Raw genomic sequence first — 25,536 nt, forward strand, 5'->3', positions numbered from 1 at the left:
CCTTACAAGCTAATTCTAGTTACTGTAGTGGCACACTGAATCTTGCCACCTGATTCGAGGTGTTATGCGGCACATCGTCAGCGATTAGCTGACTCAGAATAGCTGCCGCTGACGACTAATTAAGCTTTCAAAGTTATCTTGAAGCAATGGTAATATCGCATCGGCAATTGGCTTGAGCTGAGATGCAATGTAGTGTTCGTAATCGATTTTTTGCCGGCGGGCTTCGAGTGGTTCAGGGCCTGTGCCTGTCATTACATAGCTGATCCACCCGCCTTTTTGATATTGCTGAGGGCGTCCATGCTGTCGGTTGTACTCATCAGCGATTCGCGCCGCGCGAACATGGGGTGGTACGTTGCGCTGGTAGTCTGCTATCGGCCGGCGTAGTCGCTTGCGGTAAACCAGCAATTCATCTAATTCGCCATTCAGTGTGCGCTCAACATATTCCCTGATGAAGTCCTGATAAGGTTGCTGCCTGAAAATCCGACCGTAGAGTGCCTGCTGAAACTGCTGGGCGAGTGGCGTCCAGTCGGTGCGCACGGTTTCCAGCCCCTTGTAGACGACTTCATCCGTACCATCTGCGCGCATCGTGAGACCTGCATAACGCTTTTTGCTGCCTTCTTCGGTGCCACGGATGGTGGGCATGAAGAAACGACAGTAGTGTTTCTCAAACTGCAGTTCGAGGGCGCTTTCTAAACCAAATTTCGATTGTAGATATTGCTGCCACCATTGATTAATGAGCTTCGCTAGTTGGTGGCCAATGTCTGCAGCCTGCTCCTCAGAATGCGCATGCTTTAGCCAGACGAAAGTCGAATCGGTATCGCCGTAAATCACGGCATAACCTTGCTGTTCGATCAACTCACGGGTTTTGTGCATAATTTCATGCCCACGCATCGTAATCGATGAAGCAAGGCGAGGGTCGAAGAATCGACAGCCGCTAGAGCCAAGCACCCCATAGAACGAGTTCATAATGATTTTCAGTGCCTGCGACAGCGGTGCATTAGATTCGCGTTTTGCGTCCTCCCTTCCTTGCGAGATTTGGCTCACAATCGCTGGCAAACAGTGTTTGGTGCGTGAGAAGCGCGCCCCCACAAAGCCCGGTACCGAAAACTCATCTTCTGGATGCTGTATGCCTTCGATCAAGCCCACAGGGTCAATCAAAAAACTGCGGATGATCGAGGGATAGAGGCTCTTATAGTCGAGCACCAGTACCGAATCATATAGCCCCGGCTGCGAATTCATCACAAACCCACCTGGACTGGGTTGCCCGTGAACATCGCCCCAATTTGGCGCCACATAGCCTAAGCGATGCATCAATGGCAGATAGCGGTGAGTAAATGCTGCGACTGAACCACCACTGCGATCGATTGCTAGGCCAGTGACTGTCGCGCGTTCGAGCAGAAAGGGGATGAGCTCGGTTTTCGCAAAAATGCGCGTAACCAGTTCGCAGTCTTTGAGATTGTATTTGGCCAGCGCAGGTTTATCTTGCTCGAAACGGCGTTGGATTTCATCCATCCGCTGATAAGGATTGTCACTGGCCTTGCCTTCGCCAAGCAGGGTTTGGGATACGTATTCCAAACTGAACGATGGGAAACTCCAGGTGGCGGATTTCAGCGCTTCGATACCGTCAATAATCAGCCGGCCTGCCACACTGGCAAAGAAATGGTCTTGCTGGGGATGTTTTCGCCATTCCATGGCGCTGCCGTCTCGCCCGAGGCGCAGCGGTATGCGATATTGCTCGGCGTGTTGTTGCAGAACGCGCAGATCAAACTGCACCAAATTCCAGCCGATAATGGCGTCTGGATCATGGGTCGTAATCCAACGATTTAATTGCTCCAGCAATTGAGGGCGGCTTTCACAGTAGGTGAGCGTGAAGTCAAGTGGCCGATCCTCCCCGTTTTGCGGGCCAAGCATATACACCTGCCGTTGGCCGCAGCCTTCTAGCGCAATCGAATACAGCTCGCCGCGTGCGCTGGTTTCAATATCAAGGGATACCAAGCGGAGCTGGGGACGATAGCCCGAATCAGGTCTAAGGTCGCTATTAATCACGGTACTTTTACCTTCGGGCTGATCATGAAACCAGACCGGTCCGGTGATGAAGCGCTCCATCAAGTAGCGATCGGGAGGAAAAATATCGGCTTCATAGACGTCGATGCCAGCCTGCCGCAATTGCCTCTCTAGCCTGCCCAGATGCTTGTATTGATGGGTATAAAGACCCAGTATCGGCCGATGCTGAAAATCAGATAGCGCAAGTGGGCGAAGTTCTGCATGTCGCATTTCGCCATGTTTTTGGCTACTTAAGATGGCTTGCGCCTGCTCGCGCTGGCAGGCCGGAATGAAGGCAGTAGAGCGCTGATGGCTTAAGCGCACGTGGCGTGGCCCACGATCGGTTGCCAGCCAAAAATCAAGCTCGGTCTCTGTCTCGGTATCGCGCCATTGGCGTGTCAGAAGAAATCCCTTTTGAAGCATGCTCTGGGATACGGCCTTGTTTCAATTATCTGGATAGTTTGCCTAGTCTTTGTGATCTTCGTCTGTGGTGGGTACGTAGACAATCAACTCCCCCACCTCACACCCGAAATATGCACACAGCTTATCAATATTATCAGTGACCGTACTGTAGCCTTTTTGGCCCGCAATTTTCGATAAAGTCATTCGGTTTATCCCACAAGACTCTGCGACTTCTACCAATGTAATGCGGCGATCTTCCTGAAACTCTTTCTCTGCCATGAGTTCTTTAACGCGAAATCTGAGCATATAGACCACCAAATGATTAAAAATATTATCAAAAGATACTTGATTTGCTCTTTTTGATGCTGTAGATTTTTATCACATGCTAATAATTATTAGCATGTGATAAAAGGATAGATCAAAGGAGTATTCCATGTCTCATAACTATCTTACTACTGAGCAGCTCGCAGAGCGACTTCAATATAACGGCCGCACAATCCATAACAAGTTGGTTGATCCGTGCTTGATTGGGGGGCGGCATTATGTCCGATCATTTGGCCGGCGCAAAATGCTGTCCATTTGGAAGCGATTCACCAAACTCACCCTCGAAATAAACAAAACGTGTTGGTCATCGTTCAGTCTTTTCATCGTCTGGGGCAGCGTCAGGGATGTACTCAAAGATGTCTTCTACTCGACACCCAAAATAGGCACACAACCTATTCATTGCATCCAGCTCAATTCGCACAGCCGTTTCTTCATACAGCAGAGTGATAGTCCCTCTATGCAGGCCTGTTGCGCGGGCCACATCAGCAACTCGAACTTTCTTTTCACCCATTAACCGGGATAGGTGACAACGAATCATGTTGTTTAATCCTAAATAATTTCGCCCTAAACGACATGTTTTGCTTGACGACGACGTTTTGTGGCGTATTATGTTATTCAGGACGACATAATTTTCTTGCAGTGAACTTTATTGTGTCCTGGCCTCTTTATTTGAGTTTATCACGAAGGAGTTTGATCATGAGTACCACTTACCTCACTACTGAAGAACTTGCTGCACGTATTCATTACGATGCTCGCACTATCCGTAATCAATTGGTTGATAACTGCCTTATTGAGGGCCGTCACTACATCAAACCATTTGGTCGCCGCAAATTCCTCTTCATTTGGGAAATGATTGAGCGCGACATGCTGGAAGGCGCAACGGATTCCATTGCAATGCCTACAGCAGAAGCCCTAGGGGAATAGCCATGGGCCAAATTAGGACACGTAAAGAAACGGGGACGCTCTATTTTGATTTTGTTTACAACGGTACACGTTGCCGTGAGCAAACCAATTTATTGCCGAGCACAAACAACCTCAAGAAGCTGCAAAAAACACTTGAGCGGATTGAGTTAGATATCGCAATGGGGCGCTTTGAATACGATAAGTTCTTTCCCAATAGCAGGCTAGCGGCCAAATTCGCGCCGGAACGAACGAATACCCCAAAGGCGGTTACAGTTGTTCCAGTCAAAGAATCTACTGCTGATGAAGGGAAAGGGCCTTTCTTTAACTCATTTATTTTGGAGTGGTTGCAGGAGAGCCAAATCAGTTGGCGTCGATCACACTTGGTGAACATCCAAGGCATGATTGATAAGTACTACATCCCTGCATTTGGTCATATTCGGGTCGGCGCTGTCACTCGCGCTGATTTGCTCAAATTCCGGTCATCACTCGCCAAAGTATCCGGCCGGAATGGGAACATTACTTTATCTGCTAACCGTATCAACAAGATCATGGATCCGTTGCGTAGGGTGTTTGAGGAAGCAGCCGACCGTTATGACTTTAACACGCCTTTTGTACGGATCAAACCGCTCAAGGTGCCGCGCTCTGATGTGCAGCCTTTTACGCTCGCTGAAGTGCGTCAAATTATCGAGTCGGTGCGACCCGACTTTAAGAACTACTACACGGTGCGTTTTTTTAGCGGAATGCGTACGGGTGAGATCGATGGCTTGAAGTGGAAATACGTCGATTTCGAACGACGCGTGATTATGGTGCGCGAAACGATTGTGGCTGGTGAAGAGGATTACACCAAAACCGATTCGTCTCAGCGTGATATCGCAATGTGCGGTCCGGTCTTTGACGCGTTAGAGAATCAATATCGGGCCACTGGGACTATGTCGGAATACGTGTTCTGCAATTTGCAGGGCTTACCGATTGATCATAACAACATCACCAAGCGAGTTTGGTATCCCTTACTTGCCCATCTTGGGCTAGAGAAACGCCGTCCCTATCAATCTCGGCATACCGCCGCAACGCTGTGGCTGGCGGCCGGTGAAGCACCAGAATGGATTGCACGCCAGATGGGGCATGCCAATACCGAAATGCTGTTCAAGGTGTATTCCCGCTATGTGCCGAATCTGACCCGTCGTGATGGATCGGCATTTGAGCGTTTGCTGCTACAAGGTCAATCCAGTTTACCCAGCCAAGTTATCGAGGCAATCAAGCAGGAGGTACAAGCATGAGCGAGCACATCTATTTTGCCGAATCAGGCTTGCCCAAATTACGCCCTGATTATGCCGCTGCGCGCACCATCAATGTCGTACAGCGTTTGGTATTGCCATCAAATCATCCCAAAGCAGTAAAGGAGTAAAGTCATGACGCATACTTCAATCCTTGAACAAGCCGAGTTAGGCAAACTGTATGGCCTGCATCGAATCAAAGGCTATTACCGACTCACAGGTTTATTGGCTCATTTAGATAGCTACGGCCGGCCGTGGTGGCAAATCAGGCTCTCTGATTGCACTGGCACATTGGTCGTTGAATATCGTCCCAGCGAATTAAGCTCGTTCAGCGCCAATGACGCACCAGCAGCCTTGCCGTGGGGAATTCGTCATGGCGGCCTAGTACAGCTTGAGGCCAAAGTAGCGCAGCAAGATGCCGGTTACTTTACGGGGCGAGTAGTGTGGCTTCAGCCTGTGCTTGAGGTTCGCGTTCAGCCTATTTTGGCGAGATTACCGTTTCTCTCTACCTTGCCACGCAGCCATTGCCCTCGTACTGAATTACTCGATCGATTAGTTCATCAAGTGCGAACACTCAAAAGTGATTGCTTAAAACGTTTTGTCAGTATGGTCTTGGAGCAATCGCATGTCGTCGTCGGCTTTCTCTCTGTACCCGCCAGCTATCGGCATCATCATGCCTATGCTGGGGGATTATTGGCTCATTCGCTTGAAATGATGGCAACCCTGGCTGTCTTACCAGCGTTGAATGAGCAAGAGCGTGAAGTCGCCATGGTAGCTGGGCTATTGCATGATCTGGGTAAGGCTTGGACATTAAATGCCGAAGGTGAGCCCACTGACCTCGGCTACCTCGTCGCACATGAACACCTCACGCTTGAATTATGTGGACCTGCCCTAGTTTGGCTTGATGAACATGCACCTGAGCTGGCTTTGGCTCTGCGGCATATCTGGTGCAATTTAACTCCTAGCACCCGATTTAATGCTCAGCCTGTTCTGCCCTTGGTGCATGCAGTGCGAATGGCCGATCAATTGAGCGCCGATCTAGACCACAAACGATACTGGCCAAAGCGCTTCAATTTGACGACGGTGGCTAACGCCGATGTTGAAGTATTCGGTGCATTGCACGGCTAAAGAAAAGATCTGAGATTTAACACCATCAACGGCGCACAAAAGTGCGCCTTTTGCGTTTTGTGAGATCATCAGTCGCTAAATTTCGGTTATGGTAAGACACTAGCGCATTTCGCATTCAATCTGTTCTAGGAGCCGATGATGTACATGCAGGAAAGACAAACTCGTGCCCGCGACTTTGCTGCTTTTTTAAAAGAAGAAGGCTTTTTACCTAAAAATTTCGACTCTCGCCCTGTGGAGCAAATCATCATCACTGATTTGACTCACATTGATGCGCTTGCTGAAGTATCGCCAGAAGGTCGACCTGTCTATCTAAGTGGTGTGCTTGAAGGATTTGATTTACTGCTTTTGAAGGCTGCCGATTTGACCGGCAGCGTTGAGCAGTTTGAGGAGGTCTTAAGGCACTCACGTCTGCCAGCACCTGAAACGGCGGCCATTCGCAAAACAATGGGTGCCGTGCTACGAGAATGGCTTGATGAATACACACAAATCCATGGCGAAGAGTTAGTGCTCCAAATTGATGCGCGCGACGGATGTTGCTACATCGCTATACCATCAGAACTGCGTGTAGACATCTTGGAAAGTTTTTTGAGGTGAAAAATTGGGGCTGCTCAACAGCCAAGTTCATGAAGCGCTCACAAGACGTCCGCGAGCAGGTCCTTGAGCTGTTGGCCATGTAGCCGATCGAGTAATCGACCATCCATGCCCATCGTCTTGGCGCCATCCCGATCTGCGTACGCCGAGTCACCGATAAAAATACAGTCCCCAGCTGCTAGCTTAAGCTTGTCCAATACGTATTGGTAAATTTGAGGCTCGGGCTTGATGTGGCCGAGCTGATAACTCATTGCATATACATCCGCATCGGGTAGTAAATCCATTACTCTCGCTCCATAGGACTGAGCCAGATTTGAGCAAATAGCAATGCGACATCCGCGTTGGCGAAGCGCTGCGAATGTATCTGCCACGTCGGCAAAGCAGGCGATGCTGTTCAAATCGGCCAGCAAAGCGGCTTCACAAGCCGCCAATTGATCAGCGGACACCGTTACGCCCAAGTGCGCTGCTAACTCGGCCAGACCCCCGTCAAACGTCAAAATGGTACGTGAATCGTCTGCTTGAGGCTGTCGCCCTTGCGTGCGCAAATACCGCATCAGCAATAGATACGGATGATGCTGCTGACCGATTCCCAGCAAAGTACCAAAGACATCAAAAATGACCGCTTTGGGGTGATCAGACAATGGATTCATCATCATTTGGCAATTGACTCGCGCCATTTACGGCTGAGACGTGGGCCTTTTCTTGTTAGATCGCACAACAAGCCACAGCGCAGCTAAGGCAAAGATCAGTAGTAAGCCCAGGGCAGGCAATAGATCAGTGATGGTCATATTTTCTCCTTATCGTTTTCTGTACTGGTCGATCTAACGATAGTTGTTCAAGTAACCTTGTTGCTAAGGTGATGCCCTGGCGTTGTAGTTAATCCAGATCTTTCAGCTCAGCAAACTTGCTGGCCATCGTTGGATTATTGCGCGTGAGCTTTTTGATCGTGACGTCTTGGGCCTTATCATTGGCGAGGCGCAGATTCCGGTCGGTGCCGAGCAGTGCTTCTTTGGTTTTTTGTAGATGGTCGATTGATTTATCGATTTCATCAATCGCCGTTTGGAAGCGTCTTGAGGCCAACTCATAGTTTTTACCAAACGCAGATTTGAAGTTATCTAGCTCCAGCTCGAAATTGGTAATGTCGATGTTCTGCGCTTTGACCAGGGCCAGCTCTGATTTGTACTGCAGCGAGTTCATCGCCGCATTGCGCAGCAGAGTGATGATCGGAATAAAAAACTGCGGTCGTACCACATACATTTTTGGGTAGCGGTGAAACACGTCGACAATCCCAGTGTTGTAGAGTTCGCTCTCTGGCTCCAGTAGTGAAACTAAAACCGCATATTCGCAGCCTTTTTCGGCGCGGTCTTTGTCGAGCTCTTTCAAGAAATCTTCGTTTTTCTTTTTGGTGGCGGTGGTATCGCTCTCGTTCTTCATCTCGAACATGATCGAAACGATCTCATTCCCCGCTTCATCGCTATCGCGGAAAATATAGTCGCCTTTACTGCCGCTGCGCGCGTCATTGTCTTTTTCAAAGTAGGCGCGTGGGAAAGCAGTCGCGCGAATGCGGTTAAATTCAACCTCGCAATGCTGTTCCAGCGTTTCACCAATCATCTTGGTCGATAGCTTGGCCTTCATGTCGCGCAGACGTTCAATTGCATCGTCGCGATCTTTGATTTGGGTTTCGTAGCGCTCTTTCAGCGATTGCTCGGCCAATGTTTTTTCTAGTTCAACGTGTTGAAGTCGGCTGCGCAGCGCTTCGCGCTCTTTTTCAACGGCGCTGACCGCTTGTGTGACCGCTAATTGTTGCGACACCTGACCAGCTTGCAATTGCGCTTTGAGTGCTTGGATTTCAGCGTCTTTGGTCGCGGCGGCTTTTTGCAACGCATTGTCGCGCTGCGCTTCAGCCAGTCTGGCTGCTGCTTCCATGTCTTGCTTGGCCTTGGCCAACTCGCTGGCCACCGCGTCACGCTGCTTTTCAACTTCTTTCAGGGCTTCACTCACCGCCAATTGCTGCGCCACGGCAGTGGCTTCGAGCTTGGCTTTCAATTCCTGAATTTCAGCTTCCTTGGTGGCTGCATCGCGTTGCAATTCGTTGGCAATTTGCGCTTGTGCTAGCGCGACGGCGTTTTTCTTATCCTGCTCGGCCAGCGCAAGGCGTTCGTGGATTTGTTTTTCAAAATCCGCATCGCGCACCTGCTTCAAAATATCGGCATAGCCTGCTTCGTCAATGGTGAAGGCGGTATTGCAATGAGGGCAGATGATGTCGTGCATGCTGGTAGCCTTTATCAAAAATGTAAATTCAATTGCACTGTGTGAGTATGGGGAAGCCGGTCACCCACGCGGATTTTTATGGTGAAGACCTTGGCATCGTGCAGTCTCAAGCCTTATTCGCGCGGGCGCATGGACTGAATCAATTGCAACCCATTTAAAGCGCCTGTTTGCAGGCTAATCGTGCCTGCTGGCCCATCGGGTTCGGTCGGGTTAATGCGAATCAGGCTTGGATTCAGCTGTTGTTGCTGAGTCAAAATGCGTTCATTCAAACGGCGAATGGTCGCTATCGCTGTGCCTGCACCCATTTCAATGATGACTAGGCGCTTGGGACGGTGCAGCCATTGATTCATCCGCTGCTGCTGTTCGACACAACGATCTTGCTGCCATTCCCAATCGCTAAACATCAGGATATTCGGGCGCATCAGTGCGCCACAATCAGGGCAGGTGGGCATTGTGCTTAAGATGCGGCACGCATCGGCATCGATCTGTGGTTCAAACCAATCTGCCGATTCAATCTTGCCGTTGCAAGCGTTGAGGCATTGTAGATGGTGAATCGAGCCATGACATTCGACGATTCTTTTAGAATCGAAACCCGCCTTTTGAAATTGCCCATCCACATTGCTGGTGTAGACCTGATAACCATGCTCTAGCTGTTCACCCCATTCGCGTAGCAAATGAAAGCCGGCGTGCGGAATTGTTGCGCGATACAGATTGAGCCGATGACCATAAAATCCCCACGCCAACGTTGGGTCGTTTTTGAAAGTGTGTGGGCTGGCGACATCGGTAAATGCAATCTGGGCTTTGCCTAGGGCAGGGTAGGCCTGCCAGAAACCGTGATCCCCCCGAAAATCAGGCAAGCCCGAATCAACACCCATGCCTGCGCCAGCGGTGATCAATAAGGCATCGGCTTGCTCAAGCACCTGCGCCGCCTGCTTGGCCGCAGCATGTAGTGGGCTTAAATTGAGCGCGGGCGCTGAGATGATTTTTGTATCATCACTCGCACTATATATGGCCTGCATCTGATTGATTTTATCGCGCAGCGCACTGCGCAAACCGCTGGGGGCTAGTACCTCAACATCCGCCCCATGGCGGAGAATATCCATTAACAGTTCGCGCTCATCGCTGTAGGGAATGCGCAATAAATAGCGTCCATCGGCTAACCATTCACTGTTTTGGTCTTGATGCCAAGTTTCTTTGCACACATAGCGGGCTCGCTCAGTCGAGAAACACAGCTCGGCCCATTGCACGGTTTTACCAGCAAAAATGCCGTAACCACTGCCTAGTTCGTCATCTAAATCGGCATCAGCAATCGTGAGTGCGGCATCATCGAGTAGCTGCACCGCTTCAATCGCATCCAGTGAAAATGAGCGCAGCGCATAACGCTCATGACACCAAGCATCCAAATACCAATTATCACGGTAATGCACCAAGCGTTGCGGTGAGACGAGTCGTTCACTGGCGGCATTGCGTGAACGGACAAAATAGTTAAAGCGCAATTGGCGGCGCTGCAATACCGCCATCGCAATCGGGCCAAAGTTGGCGGGCTCATACGGGCGGGACGTTGAACGCAAAATGCGAATACGCTGGCCGATCTGCTCGGCGGGGACATCGCTGGTATCGAGCATGGTATGCAAGCGCGACAGCAAAGGCGCAATTTGCGCACCGAGCAGGCTAGGCTCTAGCTGCTCAAGCAAATGCTGCATGGTGAGTAATGCATGCACTTCCGATGATGAAAACCACAATCCGGGCAATTCAAACTTTGGGCCAGTATATGCCTGAGCGAAACGATAACCGCCAGCTTCACGATCATACTCAATGGGGGCATTGAGCCTGTCGCGCAAGTATTCCAAATCGCGTTTGAACGTGGCCAGCGATATGCCTAGCTCATCTAGAAACACCCGACGCGGCACGACCTTGCGATCTTGCAGTAACTGGTTAATCCGGTAAAAGCGCTCGTTCTGGCTCATCATCAACTCACCGTTTAGCAATCAAGCTAGTGTAAGTGAAAAATAAGATAGTCGCACAAATACTAGCTCATCATATGAGCTAGTTATGAAGGTAGAGTGCAACCATTCATTTCAGGTGGGGGTGATCAAATGGATTACAGCAAAATCAGTGCCGATGGGTGGGTCTTGTTTGTGTGTGCGGCAGCCATCCCGTTTCTGTTGCACTTACTATGATTTACGCCAAGTGCAATATTGAGCACAATAGTCAGCATCAGTTTGGGGTTGCTGAAAGATTAATCAGAATTCCCCATTAATCAAAGAGCCCCTCTCATGTCCTGCCCATTTTGCGCTATACCCGCCGAGCGAATCATTGATCGTAATGAATCAGGCTTTGTCATTCGTGATGGCTTCCCTGTCTCACCGGGGCATACGCTGATTATTCCGCACCGGCATATCGGCTCGTTTTTTGAGCTAAGCCGACCAGAGCGTGATGATTTATTTGATTTGCTCGACCAGGCCAAACTTGTGCTTGATCGTGAATTCAAACCAAACGCATACAACATCGGCATCAACGACGGCCCTGCAGCTGGGCAAACCGTGCCACATTTGCATATCCACCTCATCCCCCGATTTGAAGGTGATATGGCTGATCCACGCGGCGGGGTGCGGTATGTGATTCCAGATAAAGCTAAATATTGGAAAGACGAATGACACTCGCGCAATACTGCAGCCAATTTCAAAAAATTCGTCGTGCCAACGGGACTGCATTTAGCGACTTAACGCTAAAAAAGGCGCCGCATAAACCGCTGCTACTCTTGGCTGTTTTGGATATGGTGGGGCGAAAACAAATTACTTCGCCTTTTATCAGCATCGCTGATGAAATGACTGAATTGAATGCTTTGTTCGGCAGTTTCTGGCATAAGCTGATGCCGGTGACCCATACCAGCAGTATTGGTTTTCCATTCTCAAAAATGGGGAATGAGCCTTTCTGGCATTTGGTGCCTCTCCCCGATAAAACAGTAACAAAAGAACTCATTGATAAGATGAGTACGGTATCTCAATTGCGCCAACATGTGATGGGGGCTCAGCTTGATGAGGCCTTATTTGTCTTAATGCAAGACGCACAATCTCGGGAAACCTTGATCGATACGCTCATTGGCACGCACTTTTCTCCAGAAGCTCAGGCGCTGCTACGAGCAGAAATGGGCGAGCAAGATACGATTTTCCAATACAGCCTAGAGCTAGAGCAGCAAGCCCAGCACAAAGTACGCGATAGCTCGAGCGTTGCAAAATACACCGTGCAAGTTAGAGATCAGGGTTTTCGCAAGGCCGTGGTGCGTTGTTATGACCATCGTTGCGCCATGTGTGGCACTCGCATCGTCACACCCGAAGGCTATACCGCCGTCGATGCCGCACATATCGAGCCATGGAGCGTGTCGCAAAACGATCAAATTACTAATGGCATGGCACTTTGCAAGTTGTGCCACTGGGCATTTGATACGGGTGTAGTTGGTGTGCGCACTGACTTTAGCATTGCGGTCGCGCGACAAATTGGCCATATGCCCAATGCGCCAGGTTTTATTCCAACCTTGGCAGGTCGCACACTGATACTTCCCAAGGAAGTTCATTTACGCCCCAAACCTGAAAACTTCGAATGGCATCGGAAGACGTTCTCAGTGGCATAAACCGCCATAACAGAACCCACCAAATGGGAGCTATTGCCTGATAGTTTCCAGTTTATCGGCACATTTTTGTATCTAGGAAACTAGCAAAATGGCATCAGATTTAATATCAAAACCCTGCTTTGAGCTCAAACGACTCATTCTGATCGACTCACTTAGCATCGGCAGGATTATTGAATTTCCCGTTGATGGCGGTGCCGTTTTGACCGGGCGTAATGGCCGTGGCAAAACATCAATGCTGCAATTATTGATGTTGTTTTACGGTGAAAGTCCGAATCGTATTGTGACCACCGAAGCGGGCAAGCAGAGCTTTACTGGCTACTATCTGCCTCGAACCACTTCTTATATTGTCTTTGAATATCAGCGCCCTGATGGTGGGCTGCGCATGGTGGTGGCGTATGCGGATAGGCATGGTGAAAAGGTATGTTTTCGTTTGGTGCGTGAAGGCTTTGATCCCAAGCAGTTCGTGACTGCTGATGGGGCGTTCGTGCCTGCGCCACAATTGGTGCGCCATTTAAAGCTAAATGGCTTTCGCTGTCATGAACAGCAGATTGAGTCTTTGGCTGAATATCGCGCCATCATGCTGGCCACACACAGCAGTACCGGCGATCGCAAACGCTTGCGTGAGATTCGTGAGTTATCTTCGGATTATGGTTTTACGGTGCCGAATAAACCGTTGCACCAGATCGAAAAAATCATCACTGGCATGTTTCGCCGCAAAACCAATTTTGAAGATCTGCAGAGCATGGTGGTGGAATGCACCAGTGATACTCAACAAACACTGAGTATGACGGCGGATCGCAAAAAGCTGGAAGATTGGCCGCGTCACTATGCCGCCTACACTTCGGTCATGATGCTTGAACCGGTCATGAACCAAGCAGATCAAGCGGCACAGCGGCTGGAAGCCACTCGAGCTAGTTTGGGCGAAGTCAAAGGCAAGCTGACTTCACTGCTCGCACACCTAGAAGACCAATCGTATTGCTTAGTAGAGCAAAAATCCAAGCTCGATAATGAGCATCAGCAGGCGCTTAATCGATACACCAAAGCGCGTGATCAACTAAATGGCAAAAAGATCGATGCCGGCAAGCATGCTCAGTATGCCGAAGGTAAAGCTACCGAGTTGCAGCAGACGTGGGATACGTATGAGCAACAAGGTATTCGGGCTAGCGATGAGTTAGTGAAGAGAGCCACTGATTTACGCGATGAAAAACAGCAGCTCGAAAAACGGCATGAAACGTTGCTGGGTGAGCAAAGTGAAATTGCACAACGTTATGAAACCCTAAAGCAAAAGCAGCAAGCTAGTTTCTATGCGATTAAAGAAGATCTAGATCAGCAGGCAGAGCAAGCGCGACAACAGTTTGAAGCGTTCCAACATCAGCTAGACCAAAAAGTAGCGGGTCAGCGACTTGATTTGGAGACTGCGCAAAAGGCGCAGCGAGAGCCATATTCCTCAGCCTTAGCCCACGCTCAAGTAGCGGTTGGTTCTTGGCAGGCACAACTCAACAACCCGCAAGTACCAGCAAAAGATCAGGCTTTGGTCGAAGCCAAGCAGCAGGCGCTGACCGATGCGTTAGAAAAGAAAAACCAACTCTCTACTGTCCAGCAAGAAAAAGCAGCTGCGTTTAGCGCGGCCAAAGGCAATTTCGAGCGGCAAGAGCGCAAAGTTGAAGACAAGAAAAAAGAACTCACCAAATTAGAGTCCGCACTGCTAGAGACGCAACGCTTTGCGATGCCTGAGCCGGGGACGCTCCTGCATTTCTTGCGATCTGAATGTCCAGACTGGACACAAGATATTGCCCGCGTGATTGATGGTGAGCTGTTAACGCGCACGGATTTAAGCCCGCAGTTTATTGAACGACTTGATTCGCTGTATGGGCTAAACCTTGATTTATCTAAACTGGCGCCGCATGAGCGGGCCGATGAATCGGCTGTGCAATTTGAAATTGAGCAGCAGCAACGCCACGTCGTTTTATGTCGTACCGCGCTGGAGGCAGAGGAAGCATCATTGCGTCAATCCAGCGCTGTGTGTACTCAAACTGAAACGGCGATGCGGCAACATGAGCAAGTCTTCTTACAGGCTAAAAATCACGTCGACAACATTAAGGGTGAATTGGCATCTGCGAAGCAGCAGCTGAATGAGCAACGCAATCTCGCCAAGGCGAATGCGGAAGCGGGCTTGGCCAAGGCCAAGCAAGCCTGCGAGAAAAGTCAGCTCACGCTTGAAGAGTTTGACCGTGCGTGTCGTGAGGCTCGTGATGAACTCGAGCAAAGAGCAAGGCAGGAAAAAATCGCGCTTTCGGAGCAAAAACGTATTGCGATCGATGCGCTCAATGCCAAAGAGAAAGCAGCCAGGTTCGCCCTCGATCAAACGCTGGAGCATTTGAATTCAGAATGCCGTTCAGCGTTGCAGGCGCAGGGAATTGATACTGCGCGATTGCAAGCAATCACAGATCGTTTGCAGGCGATTGATCAAGATCTTAGCAAAATCAAATCAGTCATTGAATTAGTGCAGGGCTGGCGACTCTGGCTGCGCGATGAATGGCCTAAACGCGAAAGCTGGCTAGAAGAAGGGCGCCAATATCGTGAGCAGGAAGAGGCTCTCAACCTGCAGCTCAAAACATTAGATCGTGAATGGAAAGAGGATGAGGCGCGTTATTTAGCGCAGTTTGAACAATTCAAGCAACAAATCCAAAAACTCGAACAGCAACAACAATTGACGCGAACTCGGCTGGACAAAATGGCGGTATATACCGCGATCGAAGCCAGTCAGTTTGATCCAAGTTGGACACTGGATCTACTGGTGGGGCTGGCGAATAAGGCTGAGGATGATGAGCGACAGAGCAAAGCCGAAGTGCGTCGTTTAGTCGGAGAGCTTAAGCGCGGTTTTGCGAAAACTCCAGGGGCAAAACCTTATGAGTTTATGGAGCTAAATCGCCTTGGACTGATCGATGCGCCCGATGAAGAGTGGGTGCCACTATTCAGAACTTGGTTTACTGATGAGCATCGAACTATGCAGCGAATTTTGCTGATGGATGCACGTTTGATTGCAGGCACCGTAATTCAATTTCATCGAACCATGGATGATTTCCATAAAAAGGTGCTGCAATTTAATCGCGAACTACAAAGCCATCTTGATCAGAATATTTCTTTTGAAAGCATCAGCCATGTGAAGGTTGAGGTAGTCTCAACGATCCGAGAGTTAGCCTATTGGCAGTCGATCTGCGACATGGCCGAGGCGAATCATCATTGGGTTAATGGCATGAGTAATGAGCTACCTCCTGCTGCGTTTGCGAAAACGCTGGATGACTTGTTGAGCCACTGGGAAACGAAATCCGGAATTCAGGCGGATTTAAAGCAGCTCATTCGGATTCAGGGTGAGGTAACTGAAAATGGTAACCAGCGCCAATTTAGGAAGGCATCCGATCTGGAAGCGGTCTCATCGAATGGCTTGTCCTACCTAGTTTTAGTCAGCATTTTTGTCGCCTTCATCAACCGAATTCGCCGTGATGCCAATGTCAATATTGTCTGGGCTTTGGATGAGCTTAAAGACCTCGATAGTGGCAATGTGGTGCATCTGATCGAGCTCTTGAAGCGTAATCAAATTACGCTGGTTTCGGCGTTTCCAGATCCTGACCCAGAAACCTTAGAGTTGTTTAATCATTGCTTTACGGTGGAGCCCGATCGACGCTTGATGCAAGTGCGCGTTGCCGATCCATTCTTACTGGACGAGGAGCCTGTTCATGTTTGAGCATACGGTGCGGCTTTTGCTTGAAGGGGTGTTTATTTGTGAGATTACGCATCATGAAGCATTTGCTTTTTTGAATCACCCCGCCAATCAGCAAGCTGTGAATGATTATTTGGGGAAAATCGGCTTAAGACTGGCCAGTACTGCGCACGGCGGGGCGTTTTTTGCTGCGCACATTGAAACAGGTGGACCTGAGAAAAAAGCGGCAAAAGAAGTGTTCACCAAAATAAAGCATGAGCTTCGCCCCTTGGTGGCCTTTCTGGAATTAGTTATGCGTGCCTCGCAAAAGGACGATGTGATTTGCGCAGGCTCTGTGATTGAAACAGCAAGCTTGATGTTGTCGATCGACAGTAATCCAACGCTGCGTAGTGATCTTCAATCACTGGCCAATTTGGTTAAAGGCCCCGCCGCTGATAGTTCAGATCGCGCCCGATTTAATAAAGTACTGAATCGCTTTAAGGATGAAGGATATTTGTTTCTGGCCAATAGTGAGCGCGAGATTTATCAAGTTACAGGCAAGATTGAATTCATTATGGAGGCCATTGCGTTCTTGTCTGAGCATGAAAAAATCGGTCTCGAAGACGAGGAAGCTGAAGTCACCAGCCAAGGATCATTGCTGTGACCACGGGTGTTGAGAATATTGCGGCCTATCTGGAGGTCCTCCATAAGCATCGGGATCTCGTCGCCGATGCGTACATCAATGGCGGTGTTACGCTGACCGATGAAACCCAGCGTGCTTTGTATTTACTCAAGCAACACCGAGCCCTAGTGCCCTCAATGCAAGATGAGTTTCGCCTCAATTCAAGTTTAAGCCGTCACTTGGATGAAGTGTTTCTGCGTCAGCGCAATTACGCCGTCAGTGCTAACTTTGCCGAGCAAATTGATCGTTTGCCACAATTGATTGATGAGTATCTGAAGGCGTGCCTTGATAATCGTTCTGAAGATCGAGATACATACTCTGACGACTTTAAATCGGGCGTGTTTGAACTCGCAGAAGGACTTGATTCGTTCTTGGCGTTAATGCGCTCTTTGGCGGATAACCGGTTTGCCAATGTCAGTACCCTTGAGCAGAAAAAACGTCAGAACGAGTTTTACCTCGGCAAGTGCGAACAAATAGGCATCGCTTTAGGTGCATTGCAAGCTACGGCATTACTAGAGCAGCTGACTGGCTCATCCTTATTGCAGCCTTTGCTGGATATCTATCAGAGCCAGATCCTAGAGCGTTTGCCGCAGTGGCGTGCTTCGCTCATGGATATTTCTACTGTCTTAAAAGAGTATCTGTATCGCTTGCGCCAAGTCGAGCCGCAGGCACAGCGCTTGCGTGCCTTTGCGCAGTTTCTGCGTAAAAATCCAGACTATAGTCTGCCCGATGTCGATGAGCTCAATCATTTGCCAGATTGGTGCTCGGTATATGCAGGGCTTAAATTAAGGACGCACGCCGATTTATCAGATAACACCAGCCGTGATGCTTTAGTCGAAGTCGCCCAATCTATCCCTGCGCCCAAGTTGCGATTCACCGTAGAACGGCAAGCTGGGCAAATGATTGCAGATGAGGCAAAAGAGCGCGTCAATATCATTGCGCCATCCCCCGTTCAGCGTGCGTTTGCTTTGTATTTAAAGGATGTACGAGCCGCTCAGAAGGCGATTTCGGCCATTGAATGGCTTCGGGCAACGCCCGAATATCAATCGGTGGATGAGGCCGCGTGGTTGATTTATGTATTGCATGCTTGGCAGATTTTAGAAGCCAAGAAGAAAACGAGCGATTTAACGCTGCGCCGCATGGAAATGAATGTCACCTATTCAGGTCTGAGTGAGGCGATGTCTGGAAATCTCATTGTGACTGATGTCGAAATATGGAAAAAAGCTTAATCAAAACCTTGCTGCGCATCGTGCATAGTCCCGATGAAAAAACGGCGTCTTCGCGTGGATTGGCGCAATTTGCCAATACACATCAAATTGGTCGCCAGCAGGGTAGAAGCTATATCTTTAGTTTGGCCGACAAGCAAATCATTAAAAAGCTGCTCAAAATCGAAGAAGGGATTGATGCTGACTCCACACAGCCTGATGCGTGGGATGGACTAAGTCGAACCGACAGTTTGGCACTAGGTGGTAATGAGAAACTGAGCCAAGCGTGTGTGCGATTAAACCGAGTTGCCGTTAAAGCTTTGCTGGGCAGGCCCTTATGCCTAGGTGATGAGAAGTTAAAACTACCTACCGCAAGTCATTTGGAATTAGATTGGCAGCAAGTGGCAGAACTCAATCGGCATGATGGTGTGATGCTGGTGGAAAACTGGGAAGCCTTTGAAAAGATTCACCAACTGCAGTTTGAGCCAAATATACCGAGCAGCAATCCACTTGTGCTGTTTCGTGGCATGCCGCAGGTCTATAGCCAAAATTATGTGGTCGCGCTCTTGGAACAACTAAAACTACCTGTCTTTGCTTTCGTAGATTACGACCCTGCCGGTTTGATGATTGCCGTAAACACCCCATTTTTCACAAAATTGGTCGTGCCGCCAGAGGCCATGCTTGAGGCCGCATTCAGTAAATGTACCAACTCAGAGCGCTTTCAAAAGCAGTTGCCAGAAACCCAAGCCCTGCTTGAACAATGCACCCATCCCGAGATTCGCCACTATTGGCAAATCTATAAACAGGCAGGAGTAGCCTTGCCTCAAGAATATGTTTGCCGAACCTGAGAACAAAGCTTGTGGGTTCTATATTTGCAAATTCGTTAGATTGTTATTTTGATAACCATATACTACGCAAAAATAATAGTATATAGTCCACAAAGAAGCTTTCAAAGACTGAAATGACCCCTTCCGAGCAACTGTCTTCTTTGTCCCAGTCCCAGCGCGATCGACTTGCATTTGTAGAGTTGCGCCTGTGGTTTATGGGTGACATTCGCCGTCAAGATATTGTTGATAGGTTCGGCGTTCAATCTGCCGCGGCCTCAAGAGATTTAGCAATCTACAAAGAGTTAGCGCCGCACAACATCGACTATGACCTAAAAGCAAAATCCTATACCTATCAGGATACATTCAAACCAATATTTGAACATGCGGTCCAGCGTGTTTTGACTTGGTTGACCGAAGGATTTGGCGATGGCTCAACAGTTGCACGACCAGTGCTAGGTGGTCTTGAGATTCCTGTTTCGATTTGCAAACCATCTTTGACAGTTTTGGCAGCTTTGACTAGAGCTATCAGTGCTCGTCGCCCAGTAACGATCAAATACTACTCGATGAGCAGCGGAGAGTCTGAGCGTGTAATCGTTCCCTTTGCGCTCGTTGATACGGGTCTTCGTTGGCACACCAGAGCATTTGACAGGAAAACTGGAGAATTTCGCGATTTCGTTGTCACTAGGATCGAAAATCTAGTTTTTCTTAATGAAGAGCCGAAACCTAACGAACTTCCAGATCAAGACTTTCAGTGGACGCGAGTTGTTGAGCTGGATTTGGTTCCGCACCCACGATTGTCTCGTCCTGAGATTATTGAGATGGATTACGGAATGCAAGATGGTGCTTTAAAGGTCAAACTCCGAGCGGCAATAGCTGGTTATACGCTTCATAAATGGAGCGTAGATTGTTCTGCGGATCATAGTTTGCGTGGACATGAATTCCGCTTGTGGTTAAAGGATCATTGGGCTGTATACGGTGTTAAAAGTATGCTGCTAGCGCCAGGCTATGAAATACCGACGATGGATAGAGGTTAATACACAGTGCTTAAACTTGAAGACATTAAAATTGATGCTCAACTTCGCGGATTAATTGCAGAAGAAATCGTACGTATTGTGCAGGTCATGCCTGTTGGTGAGCATGCCGTCACGGTGTACTACAAAGACAGTCAGGGACGACTTGGCGAACAAATGCTGTTTCGCAACGATGAGTTTCGACTTGAATTGGCTCAGTCGGGTCGTCCATGGTCATTTGACGCTTCAGGAGCAGAGTTTAAGTTAGGTTTAGAGGCCTACCGTATCAACCAAGCTCATCTTTTTGACCCAATGATGGCGGTTCATACTTCGAATGTAGAGCCATTGCCACACCAAATTTCAGCTGTGTATGAAGCAATGTTGCCTCGACAGCCATTACGCTTTGTTTTGGCGGATGATCCCGGTGCGGGCAAGACCATCATGGCGGGCCTATTGATTCGTGAGCTATTGATGCGAGCGGATGCTAAGCGAATTTTGATCGTATCGCCCGGCTCGCTAAGTGATCAGTGGCAAGATGAGTTACTTGAGAAATTTGGTGTCCAATTTGAGATTTTCAGCCGTGAAAAGCAAGAGCAATCAGCCACGGGCAATTACTTTGATGAAACAAACCTGTTGATCTGCCGCCTTGATCAGTTATCCAGAAATCAGGAATACCAAGAAAAGTTAAAGAGTACCGAGTGGGATCTCATCATTGTCGATGAGGCCCATAAGCTATCAGCCAATTATTTTGGAAATAAGGTCAATAAAACAGCCCGATTCGAACTGGGTGAACTGCTGGGAACAATTACTCGGCATTTCTTGCTCATGACAGCGACACCACACAATGGCAAGGAAGAAGACTTCCAAATTTGGTTGTCATTGCTTGATGGTGATCGCTTTTATGGCAAGTTCCGTGAAGGCGCGCACAAGGTCGATGTATCCGACATGATGCGTCGCATGGTGAAAGAAGAGCTACTCAAATTTGATGGTACAAAGCTGTTCCCTGAGCGCAGAGCTATCACTGCGAGCTATGAGCTATCTGATGCTGAAGCTGCACTGTATGCAGCCGTGACCGACTATGTCCGCAACGAAATGAATCGTGCGGACAAACTTGATGGTAAGCGAAAAGGCACGGTTGGTTTTGCATTAACTCAATTGCAGCGCCGCCTCGCATCAAGCCCTGAAGCGATTTATCAGTCGTTAAAACGTCGGCACAAACGTCTGGAAAGTCGGCTTGAAGAAATGCGATTGGAAGCGCGTGGCCACAAGGTCAGTAAGGGCGTTGCTGAAACGCTGGGTGAATACACGGTTAAAAAAACAATCGAGATACCAGACAACCTCGATGACTTAGATGATGAGTTAAGTGCAAACGAGTATGAGCTGTATGCGGAACAGGTTGCGGATCAAGCCACAGCAGCAGCAACTGCGGTTGAGCTTGAAGCTGAAATCTTAATTCTTAAAGATTTAGAAGAACAAGCAGCTGCCGTCGTTCACTCGGGAAAAGATAAAAAGTGGGAAGAGTTATCTCACTTGCTGCAAGAGTCTCCTGAGATGTACACCTCGCATGGAACACGCAGAAAATTAATTATTTTCACAGAGCATCGTGACACACTTAATTATTTAGTGGGTCGGATTGGAACTCTGTTGGGTAGAGCGCAAGCGATTGTCACCATTCATGGGGGCACCAATCGTGATGAGCGAAGAAAAGCGCAGGAAGAATTTCGCAATAACCCCGATGTGTTGGTATTGGTCGCCACAGATGCGGCAGGCGAAGGCGTGAACTTGCAAAATGCCAACTTGATGGTGAACTACGATCTTCCTTGGAACCCTAACCGGCTGGAGCAGCGCTTCGGTCGTGTGCATCGGATTGGTCAGACTGAGGTTTGCCATTTATGGAACTTGCTCGCTAAAGGCACACGCGAAGGTGAAGTTTTCCAAAAGCTGTTTGAAAAGCTAGAAATCGAAAGTAAAGCGCTGGGCGGCAAAGTTTTCGATATCCTTGGTGAAGCCTTCGAGAATCGTTCGCTCAAAGAATTATTGATCGAAGCAATTCGATATGGCGAAGATCCTGTGCGTCGTCACGAGTGGGAAAACACCATCGACCATACACTCGATGCTGAGCACTTGAAAGAAATCCTGCGACGCAATGCGCTAGTTGAGCAGCATATGAGCTTGGATGATCTTTATGCAGTGAAAGAGGAAATGGAACGTGCAGAGGCCCGACGTTTACAGCCTTACTTTATTCGGGCCTTTTTCCTCGAAGCATTCCAATCACTTCAAGGGCAATTGCGTGCACGAGAAAGTGGTCGCTATGAAGTCATTCACGTGCCCGGCGTTATTCGTGAACGCGATAGAGTGATTGGCACAACACGAACACCAGTGCTAGGGAAATATTCGCGCATTTGTTTTGAAAAGCAAAATGTACGCATTCCGGGTAAGGATATGGCGGATCTGATCCATCCCGCTCACCCATTAATGCATGCAACAACCGATTTGATTCTTGCCGCACATCGCAGCAAACTCAAACAAGGCGCAGTATTGGTTGATCCCAACGACGATGGTATCGAGCCGAAAATTCTGTTCATGATTGATCACGTAGTACGTGAGTCCGATCCAGCAAATCCGCATGTCGCATCGCGTCGATTGCAGTTCGTGACTATTGATCAGCATGGCGTAGCAAGCAATGCAGGTTGGGCTCCCCACCTTGATTTGCAGCCTATTGATCAATACGATCATCAACTCATACAAGATGTTCTACGGGCCGCATGGATTACAGCTGACCTAGAAAACATTGCGCTCAATTATGCTTCACAACATTTAGTGCCAGAGCATTACAGCGAAGTCAAAGGTCGGCGCGAACGCCAGTCAGATAAAATATTACAAGCTGTCCATGAACGACTGATCAAAGAAATCAATCATTGGCAGGGTAATTACCTAAAGCTCACCGAAGACGTGGCAGCGGGTAAACAACCGCGCATGCAGCCCGAAAATGCCCGACGCCGTGTTGATGAGCTAACAGCTCGTCTACAGCAACGTACCAGTGAGCTAACCGCGCTGAGAAACGTTGTATCAAGCACGCCGGTAGTAATCGGGGGCGCATTGTTAATTCCTGCTGGATTATTAGCGCAACGTAAAGGTGAAACAACCTTCTGCGTGGATGCAGCAGCACGTAGCCGAGTCGAGCAACTAGCGATGCAAGCGGTAATGCAATATGAGGTTTCGCTAGGCAATACAGTGAAAGATGTATCGGCAGAAAAATGTGGTTGGGATATTTCCTCCCGACCTCCTTCTACTGACGCTTGCCCTATGCCAACGGATCGTCATATTGAAGTCAAAGGGCGAGCTAAAGGTCAGAGTACAATCACGGTCACTCGCAACGAAATTATCTATGGATTAAATCAGTCGGATAAGTTCATTTTGGCCATCGTCATCGTCGATGGGGATGCAGTTGAAGGACCGTATTACATACGCAAGCCATTCACATCCGAGCCAGATTTTGGCGTGGCCAGCATTAACTATGATTTGGCTGATTTGCTATCTAAAGCAGAACCGGCAGGAAAAACATGCAACTAAATACTTTGCAGTTAAAAAATTTTCGCTGTTTCGAATCTTTCAAAATCGAATTCGAGCCTAAATTGACCGTTCTGGTTGCATCTAACGGGGCTGGTAAAACTTCGATTCTCGATGCAATTGCGGTTGCTCTTGGACCGTATTTAGGGTCTTTTGATCAAGGCGTCGGTAAGCATTTTCTCGCCAGTGACATTCGATTAACGCGCGTGCGTGAAACTCAATCGAATGAAATGGAATATGCGCCTACTGGTATTGCACTCCAAGCATCGGGCGTATTTACGGCTGTAAATATGAAGCTTGGCTTGATTGACAATGAACCGACTCACCATACGTGGTCGCGCTCACTGGCTGGGCCCACAAAATCAAAAACGACAATCAAAGAAGCAAAGGTTTTGATTGACTACGGCAAGCACATGCAGTTTTTGGTAAAAGAAGGCAAGGATGCTGTCTTGCCTGTTTTGGCTTACTACGGCACAGGACGACTTTGGCAGCAAAAAAAGCTTACAATTGGTAAGCTGCCAAAGACATCTAGAACGCTTGGGTATACTGATTGCCTTGATCCTGCCTCTAGCTATAAATCACTGGTTGAGTGGTTTCGTTACTGGAACATCAATGCGCTGAATGCAAAACTCAAAGCTACGCAAGCTGGTCTGCCATACATACCGGGTGAGTTTGACGCTTACATCGCATCGGTTACCAATGCAGTCAATCTTTGTCTTATGCCATCAGGCTGGAAGAATCTGACGTACTCATTCAATCAGGAAGAGTTGGTCGCTGAGCATGAACATTATGGTGTATTACCAGTAGAGCAGCTGAGTGACGGTATACGCAATATGATCGGTATGGTGGCTGATATTGCGTTTCGAGCAACGAAGCTCAACCCACAACTTGGATCATCTGCATCATCATCGACGCCGGGTATTGTTTTGATCGACGAAGTAGACATGCACCTACATCCCGAATGGCAGCAGGTCGTTTTGCTGGGACTCAGGGCTGCCTTTCCCTGCATCCAATTCATCGTTACCACCCACAGCCCGCAAGTGCTCAGTACCGTATCCAAAGCGCACATTCGCGTCATTGTTCAGACTGAAAACGGCTGGCAGGCCGAGAAACCGGATATGAGCCCACTGGGTCGCGCAGCTGGTGATGCACTTGCTCAGATCATGCTCACGCATCAGCATCCGCCGCTGGAAGAATTGCTTAGTCAGGTACGAACTTATGAGCAAATGGTAAAAGCTGGTCACGAACATTCCGATAATGCAAAAGGTTTATTGCAATCGCTGACTGTGCAAGGCTATGAAATCCCTGAGGCTGATTTAGCGCTCTGGCGCTTTCTCGCTCAGCACGGTTCAGGAGCTGCCAATGGTTGAATTGCAACACACCCAACCTGAACCCACAGTGCTGGCAGCCTACAAAGGCATCTACCCGTCTGAAACCAATTTTGACGCTAAAACGTTTATCGATGTGAAGCCAGCCATTCGGGCTGCTTTGAATAAAGACCAAGGCGGCTTGTGTGTTTATTGTGAACGCAAGTTGTCGGCTACACGCGGTCAGATTGACCACATCAAGCCCAAATCCGGCCCCAATGCCCAACCGGCACTAACTTTTACTTACAGTAATTATGCGCACAGCTGCATTACTGAAGGCAGACAAAGCACTTGCGGACAGCAGAAAAAACATGGAGTGCTACCTATAGAGCCTACTCTTGGGTGTAATACGCAATGGGTTTTGAGTACCAGCGATGGCAAACTTGAGCCCAAATTAGGCCTGACGAGGAAGCAACAAGCCCCTGTTCGGCTCACTTGCGACATGCTCGGTCTGAATACCAATGCTGTTTTAGTCGCAGAACGTTTGGAATGGGCACAAAAATATATCGAAGTATTGAAGCTTGCAGCTGCCCAAGGCAATCCAGCATTGGCAAATCAATTTCTGCAGATTGCGCCGTTCCGGCACATTCTGAAAACAATCTAAATAA

At 48.8% G+C, this 25,536-nt stretch carries 19 protein-coding genes; 15 read left to right on the top strand and 4 right to left on the bottom strand.

The features are described 5' to 3' along the window. Positions 1-93: 93 nt before the first annotated feature. Positions 94-2,466 carry a DNA polymerase II gene (locus NT239_10865; GenBank protein XGA70276.1) on the bottom strand — a complete coding sequence of 791 codons (2,373 nt, stop codon included), beginning with the start codon at positions 2,464-2,466 and terminating at the stop codon, positions 94-96. 999 nt (positions 2,467-3,465) lie between these two features. On the opposite strand from NT239_10865, the gene NT239_10870 reads away from it, so the two are divergent. The 5 genes from NT239_10870 (at position 3,466) to NT239_10890 (ending at position 6,668) form a co-directional block, all read left to right on the top strand. Further along, a complete protein-coding gene (locus NT239_10870) occupies positions 3,466-3,693 on the top strand; it encodes a hypothetical protein (protein XGA70277.1) in 228 nt (75 codons plus the stop codon). Between the two features lie 2 nt (positions 3,694-3,695). Beyond that, positions 3,696-4,949, top strand: a complete 1,254-nt coding sequence (locus NT239_10875) for a site-specific integrase (protein ID XGA70278.1) — start codon at positions 3,696-3,698, stop codon at positions 4,947-4,949. Next, positions 4,946-5,077, top strand: a complete 132-nt coding sequence (locus tag NT239_10880; GenBank protein ID XGA70279.1) for a hypothetical protein — start codon at positions 4,946-4,948, stop codon at positions 5,075-5,077. The genes NT239_10875 and NT239_10880 overlap by 4 nt, the downstream gene beginning before the upstream one ends. A 4-nt stretch (positions 5,078-5,081) precedes the next feature. Beyond that, positions 5,082-6,074, top strand: a complete 993-nt coding sequence (locus tag NT239_10885; GenBank protein ID XGA70280.1) for a TraI domain-containing protein — start codon at positions 5,082-5,084, stop codon at positions 6,072-6,074. A gap of 135 nt (positions 6,075-6,209) precedes the next feature. Continuing rightward, positions 6,210-6,668, top strand: a complete 459-nt coding sequence (locus tag NT239_10890; GenBank protein ID XGA70281.1) for a hypothetical protein — start codon at positions 6,210-6,212, stop codon at positions 6,666-6,668. A 38-nt stretch (positions 6,669-6,706) separates the two neighbouring features. Here NT239_10890 and NT239_10895 read toward each other — a convergent pair whose 3' ends face one another. The 3 genes from NT239_10895 to NT239_10905 form a co-directional block, all read right to left on the bottom strand. Next, positions 6,707-7,321 (bottom strand): HAD family hydrolase, encoded by a 615-nt coding sequence (locus tag NT239_10895; GenBank protein ID XGA70282.1) that lies wholly within the window; start codon positions 7,319-7,321, stop codon positions 6,707-6,709. A gap of 220 nt (positions 7,322-7,541) precedes the next feature. Then, a complete protein-coding gene (locus NT239_10900; GenBank protein XGA70283.1) occupies positions 7,542-8,936 on the bottom strand; it encodes a DUF2130 domain-containing protein in 1,395 nt (464 codons plus the stop codon). 113 nt (positions 8,937-9,049) lie between these two features. Next, positions 9,050-10,906 (bottom strand): WYL domain-containing protein, encoded by a 1,857-nt coding sequence (locus tag NT239_10905; GenBank protein XGA70284.1) that lies wholly within the window; start codon positions 10,904-10,906, stop codon positions 9,050-9,052. Positions 10,907-11,212: 306 nt separating this feature from the next. Between NT239_10905 and NT239_10910 the strand changes: the two genes are divergently transcribed. The 10 genes from NT239_10910 (at position 11,213) to NT239_10955 (ending at position 25,532) form a co-directional block, all read left to right on the top strand. Beyond that, positions 11,213-11,593, top strand: coding sequence for an HIT family protein (locus NT239_10910; GenBank protein ID XGA70285.1), 381 nt, complete (start codon positions 11,213-11,215; stop codon positions 11,591-11,593). After that, the gene (locus NT239_10915; GenBank protein ID XGA70286.1) at positions 11,590-12,567 is read left to right on the top strand and encodes an HNH endonuclease; all 978 of its coding nucleotides are present in this window, start codon (positions 11,590-11,592) and stop codon (positions 12,565-12,567) included. The genes NT239_10910 and NT239_10915 overlap by 4 nt, the downstream gene beginning before the upstream one ends. 88 nt (positions 12,568-12,655) lie before the next feature. After that, entirely contained in the window at positions 12,656-16,312 is a 3,657-nt protein-coding gene (locus tag NT239_10920) for an ATP-binding protein (GenBank protein XGA70287.1), read from the top strand. Further along, on the top strand, positions 16,305-16,931 hold the full coding sequence (locus NT239_10925; GenBank protein ID XGA70288.1) for a DUF4194 domain-containing protein: 627 nt from the start codon (positions 16,305-16,307) through the stop codon (positions 16,929-16,931). The genes NT239_10920 and NT239_10925 overlap by 8 nt, the downstream gene beginning before the upstream one ends. Continuing rightward, the gene (locus tag NT239_10930) at positions 16,928-18,178 is read left to right on the top strand and encodes a hypothetical protein (GenBank protein XGA70289.1); all 1,251 of its coding nucleotides are present in this window, start codon (positions 16,928-16,930) and stop codon (positions 18,176-18,178) included. Before NT239_10925 ends, NT239_10930 begins: the two co-directional genes overlap by 4 nt. Continuing rightward, positions 18,163-19,002, top strand: coding sequence for a hypothetical protein (locus NT239_10935; GenBank protein XGA70290.1), 840 nt, complete (start codon positions 18,163-18,165; stop codon positions 19,000-19,002). The genes NT239_10930 and NT239_10935 overlap by 16 nt, the downstream gene beginning before the upstream one ends. Before the next feature lie 113 nt (positions 19,003-19,115). Further along, positions 19,116-20,015 (top strand): WYL domain-containing protein, encoded by a 900-nt coding sequence (locus NT239_10940; GenBank protein ID XGA70291.1) that lies wholly within the window; start codon positions 19,116-19,118, stop codon positions 20,013-20,015. Between the two features lie 6 nt (positions 20,016-20,021). Next, positions 20,022-23,564 carry a helicase-related protein gene (locus NT239_10945; GenBank protein ID XGA70292.1) on the top strand — a complete coding sequence of 1,181 codons (3,543 nt, stop codon included), beginning with the start codon at positions 20,022-20,024 and terminating at the stop codon, positions 23,562-23,564. After that, entirely contained in the window at positions 23,555-24,931 is a 1,377-nt protein-coding gene (locus tag NT239_10950; GenBank protein XGA70293.1) for an AAA family ATPase, read from the top strand. Before NT239_10945 ends, NT239_10950 begins: the two co-directional genes overlap by 10 nt. Next, the gene (locus tag NT239_10955; protein ID XGA70294.1) at positions 24,924-25,532 is read left to right on the top strand and encodes a TIGR02646 family protein; all 609 of its coding nucleotides are present in this window, start codon (positions 24,924-24,926) and stop codon (positions 25,530-25,532) included. The genes NT239_10950 and NT239_10955 overlap by 8 nt, the downstream gene beginning before the upstream one ends. The last annotated feature ends 4 nt before the right edge of the window (positions 25,533-25,536 follow it).

The sequence above is a fragment of the Chitinibacter sp. SCUT-21 genome, assembly GCA_041874755.1.
Classification (GTDB): Bacteria; Pseudomonadota; Gammaproteobacteria; order Burkholderiales; family Chitinibacteraceae; genus Chitinibacter.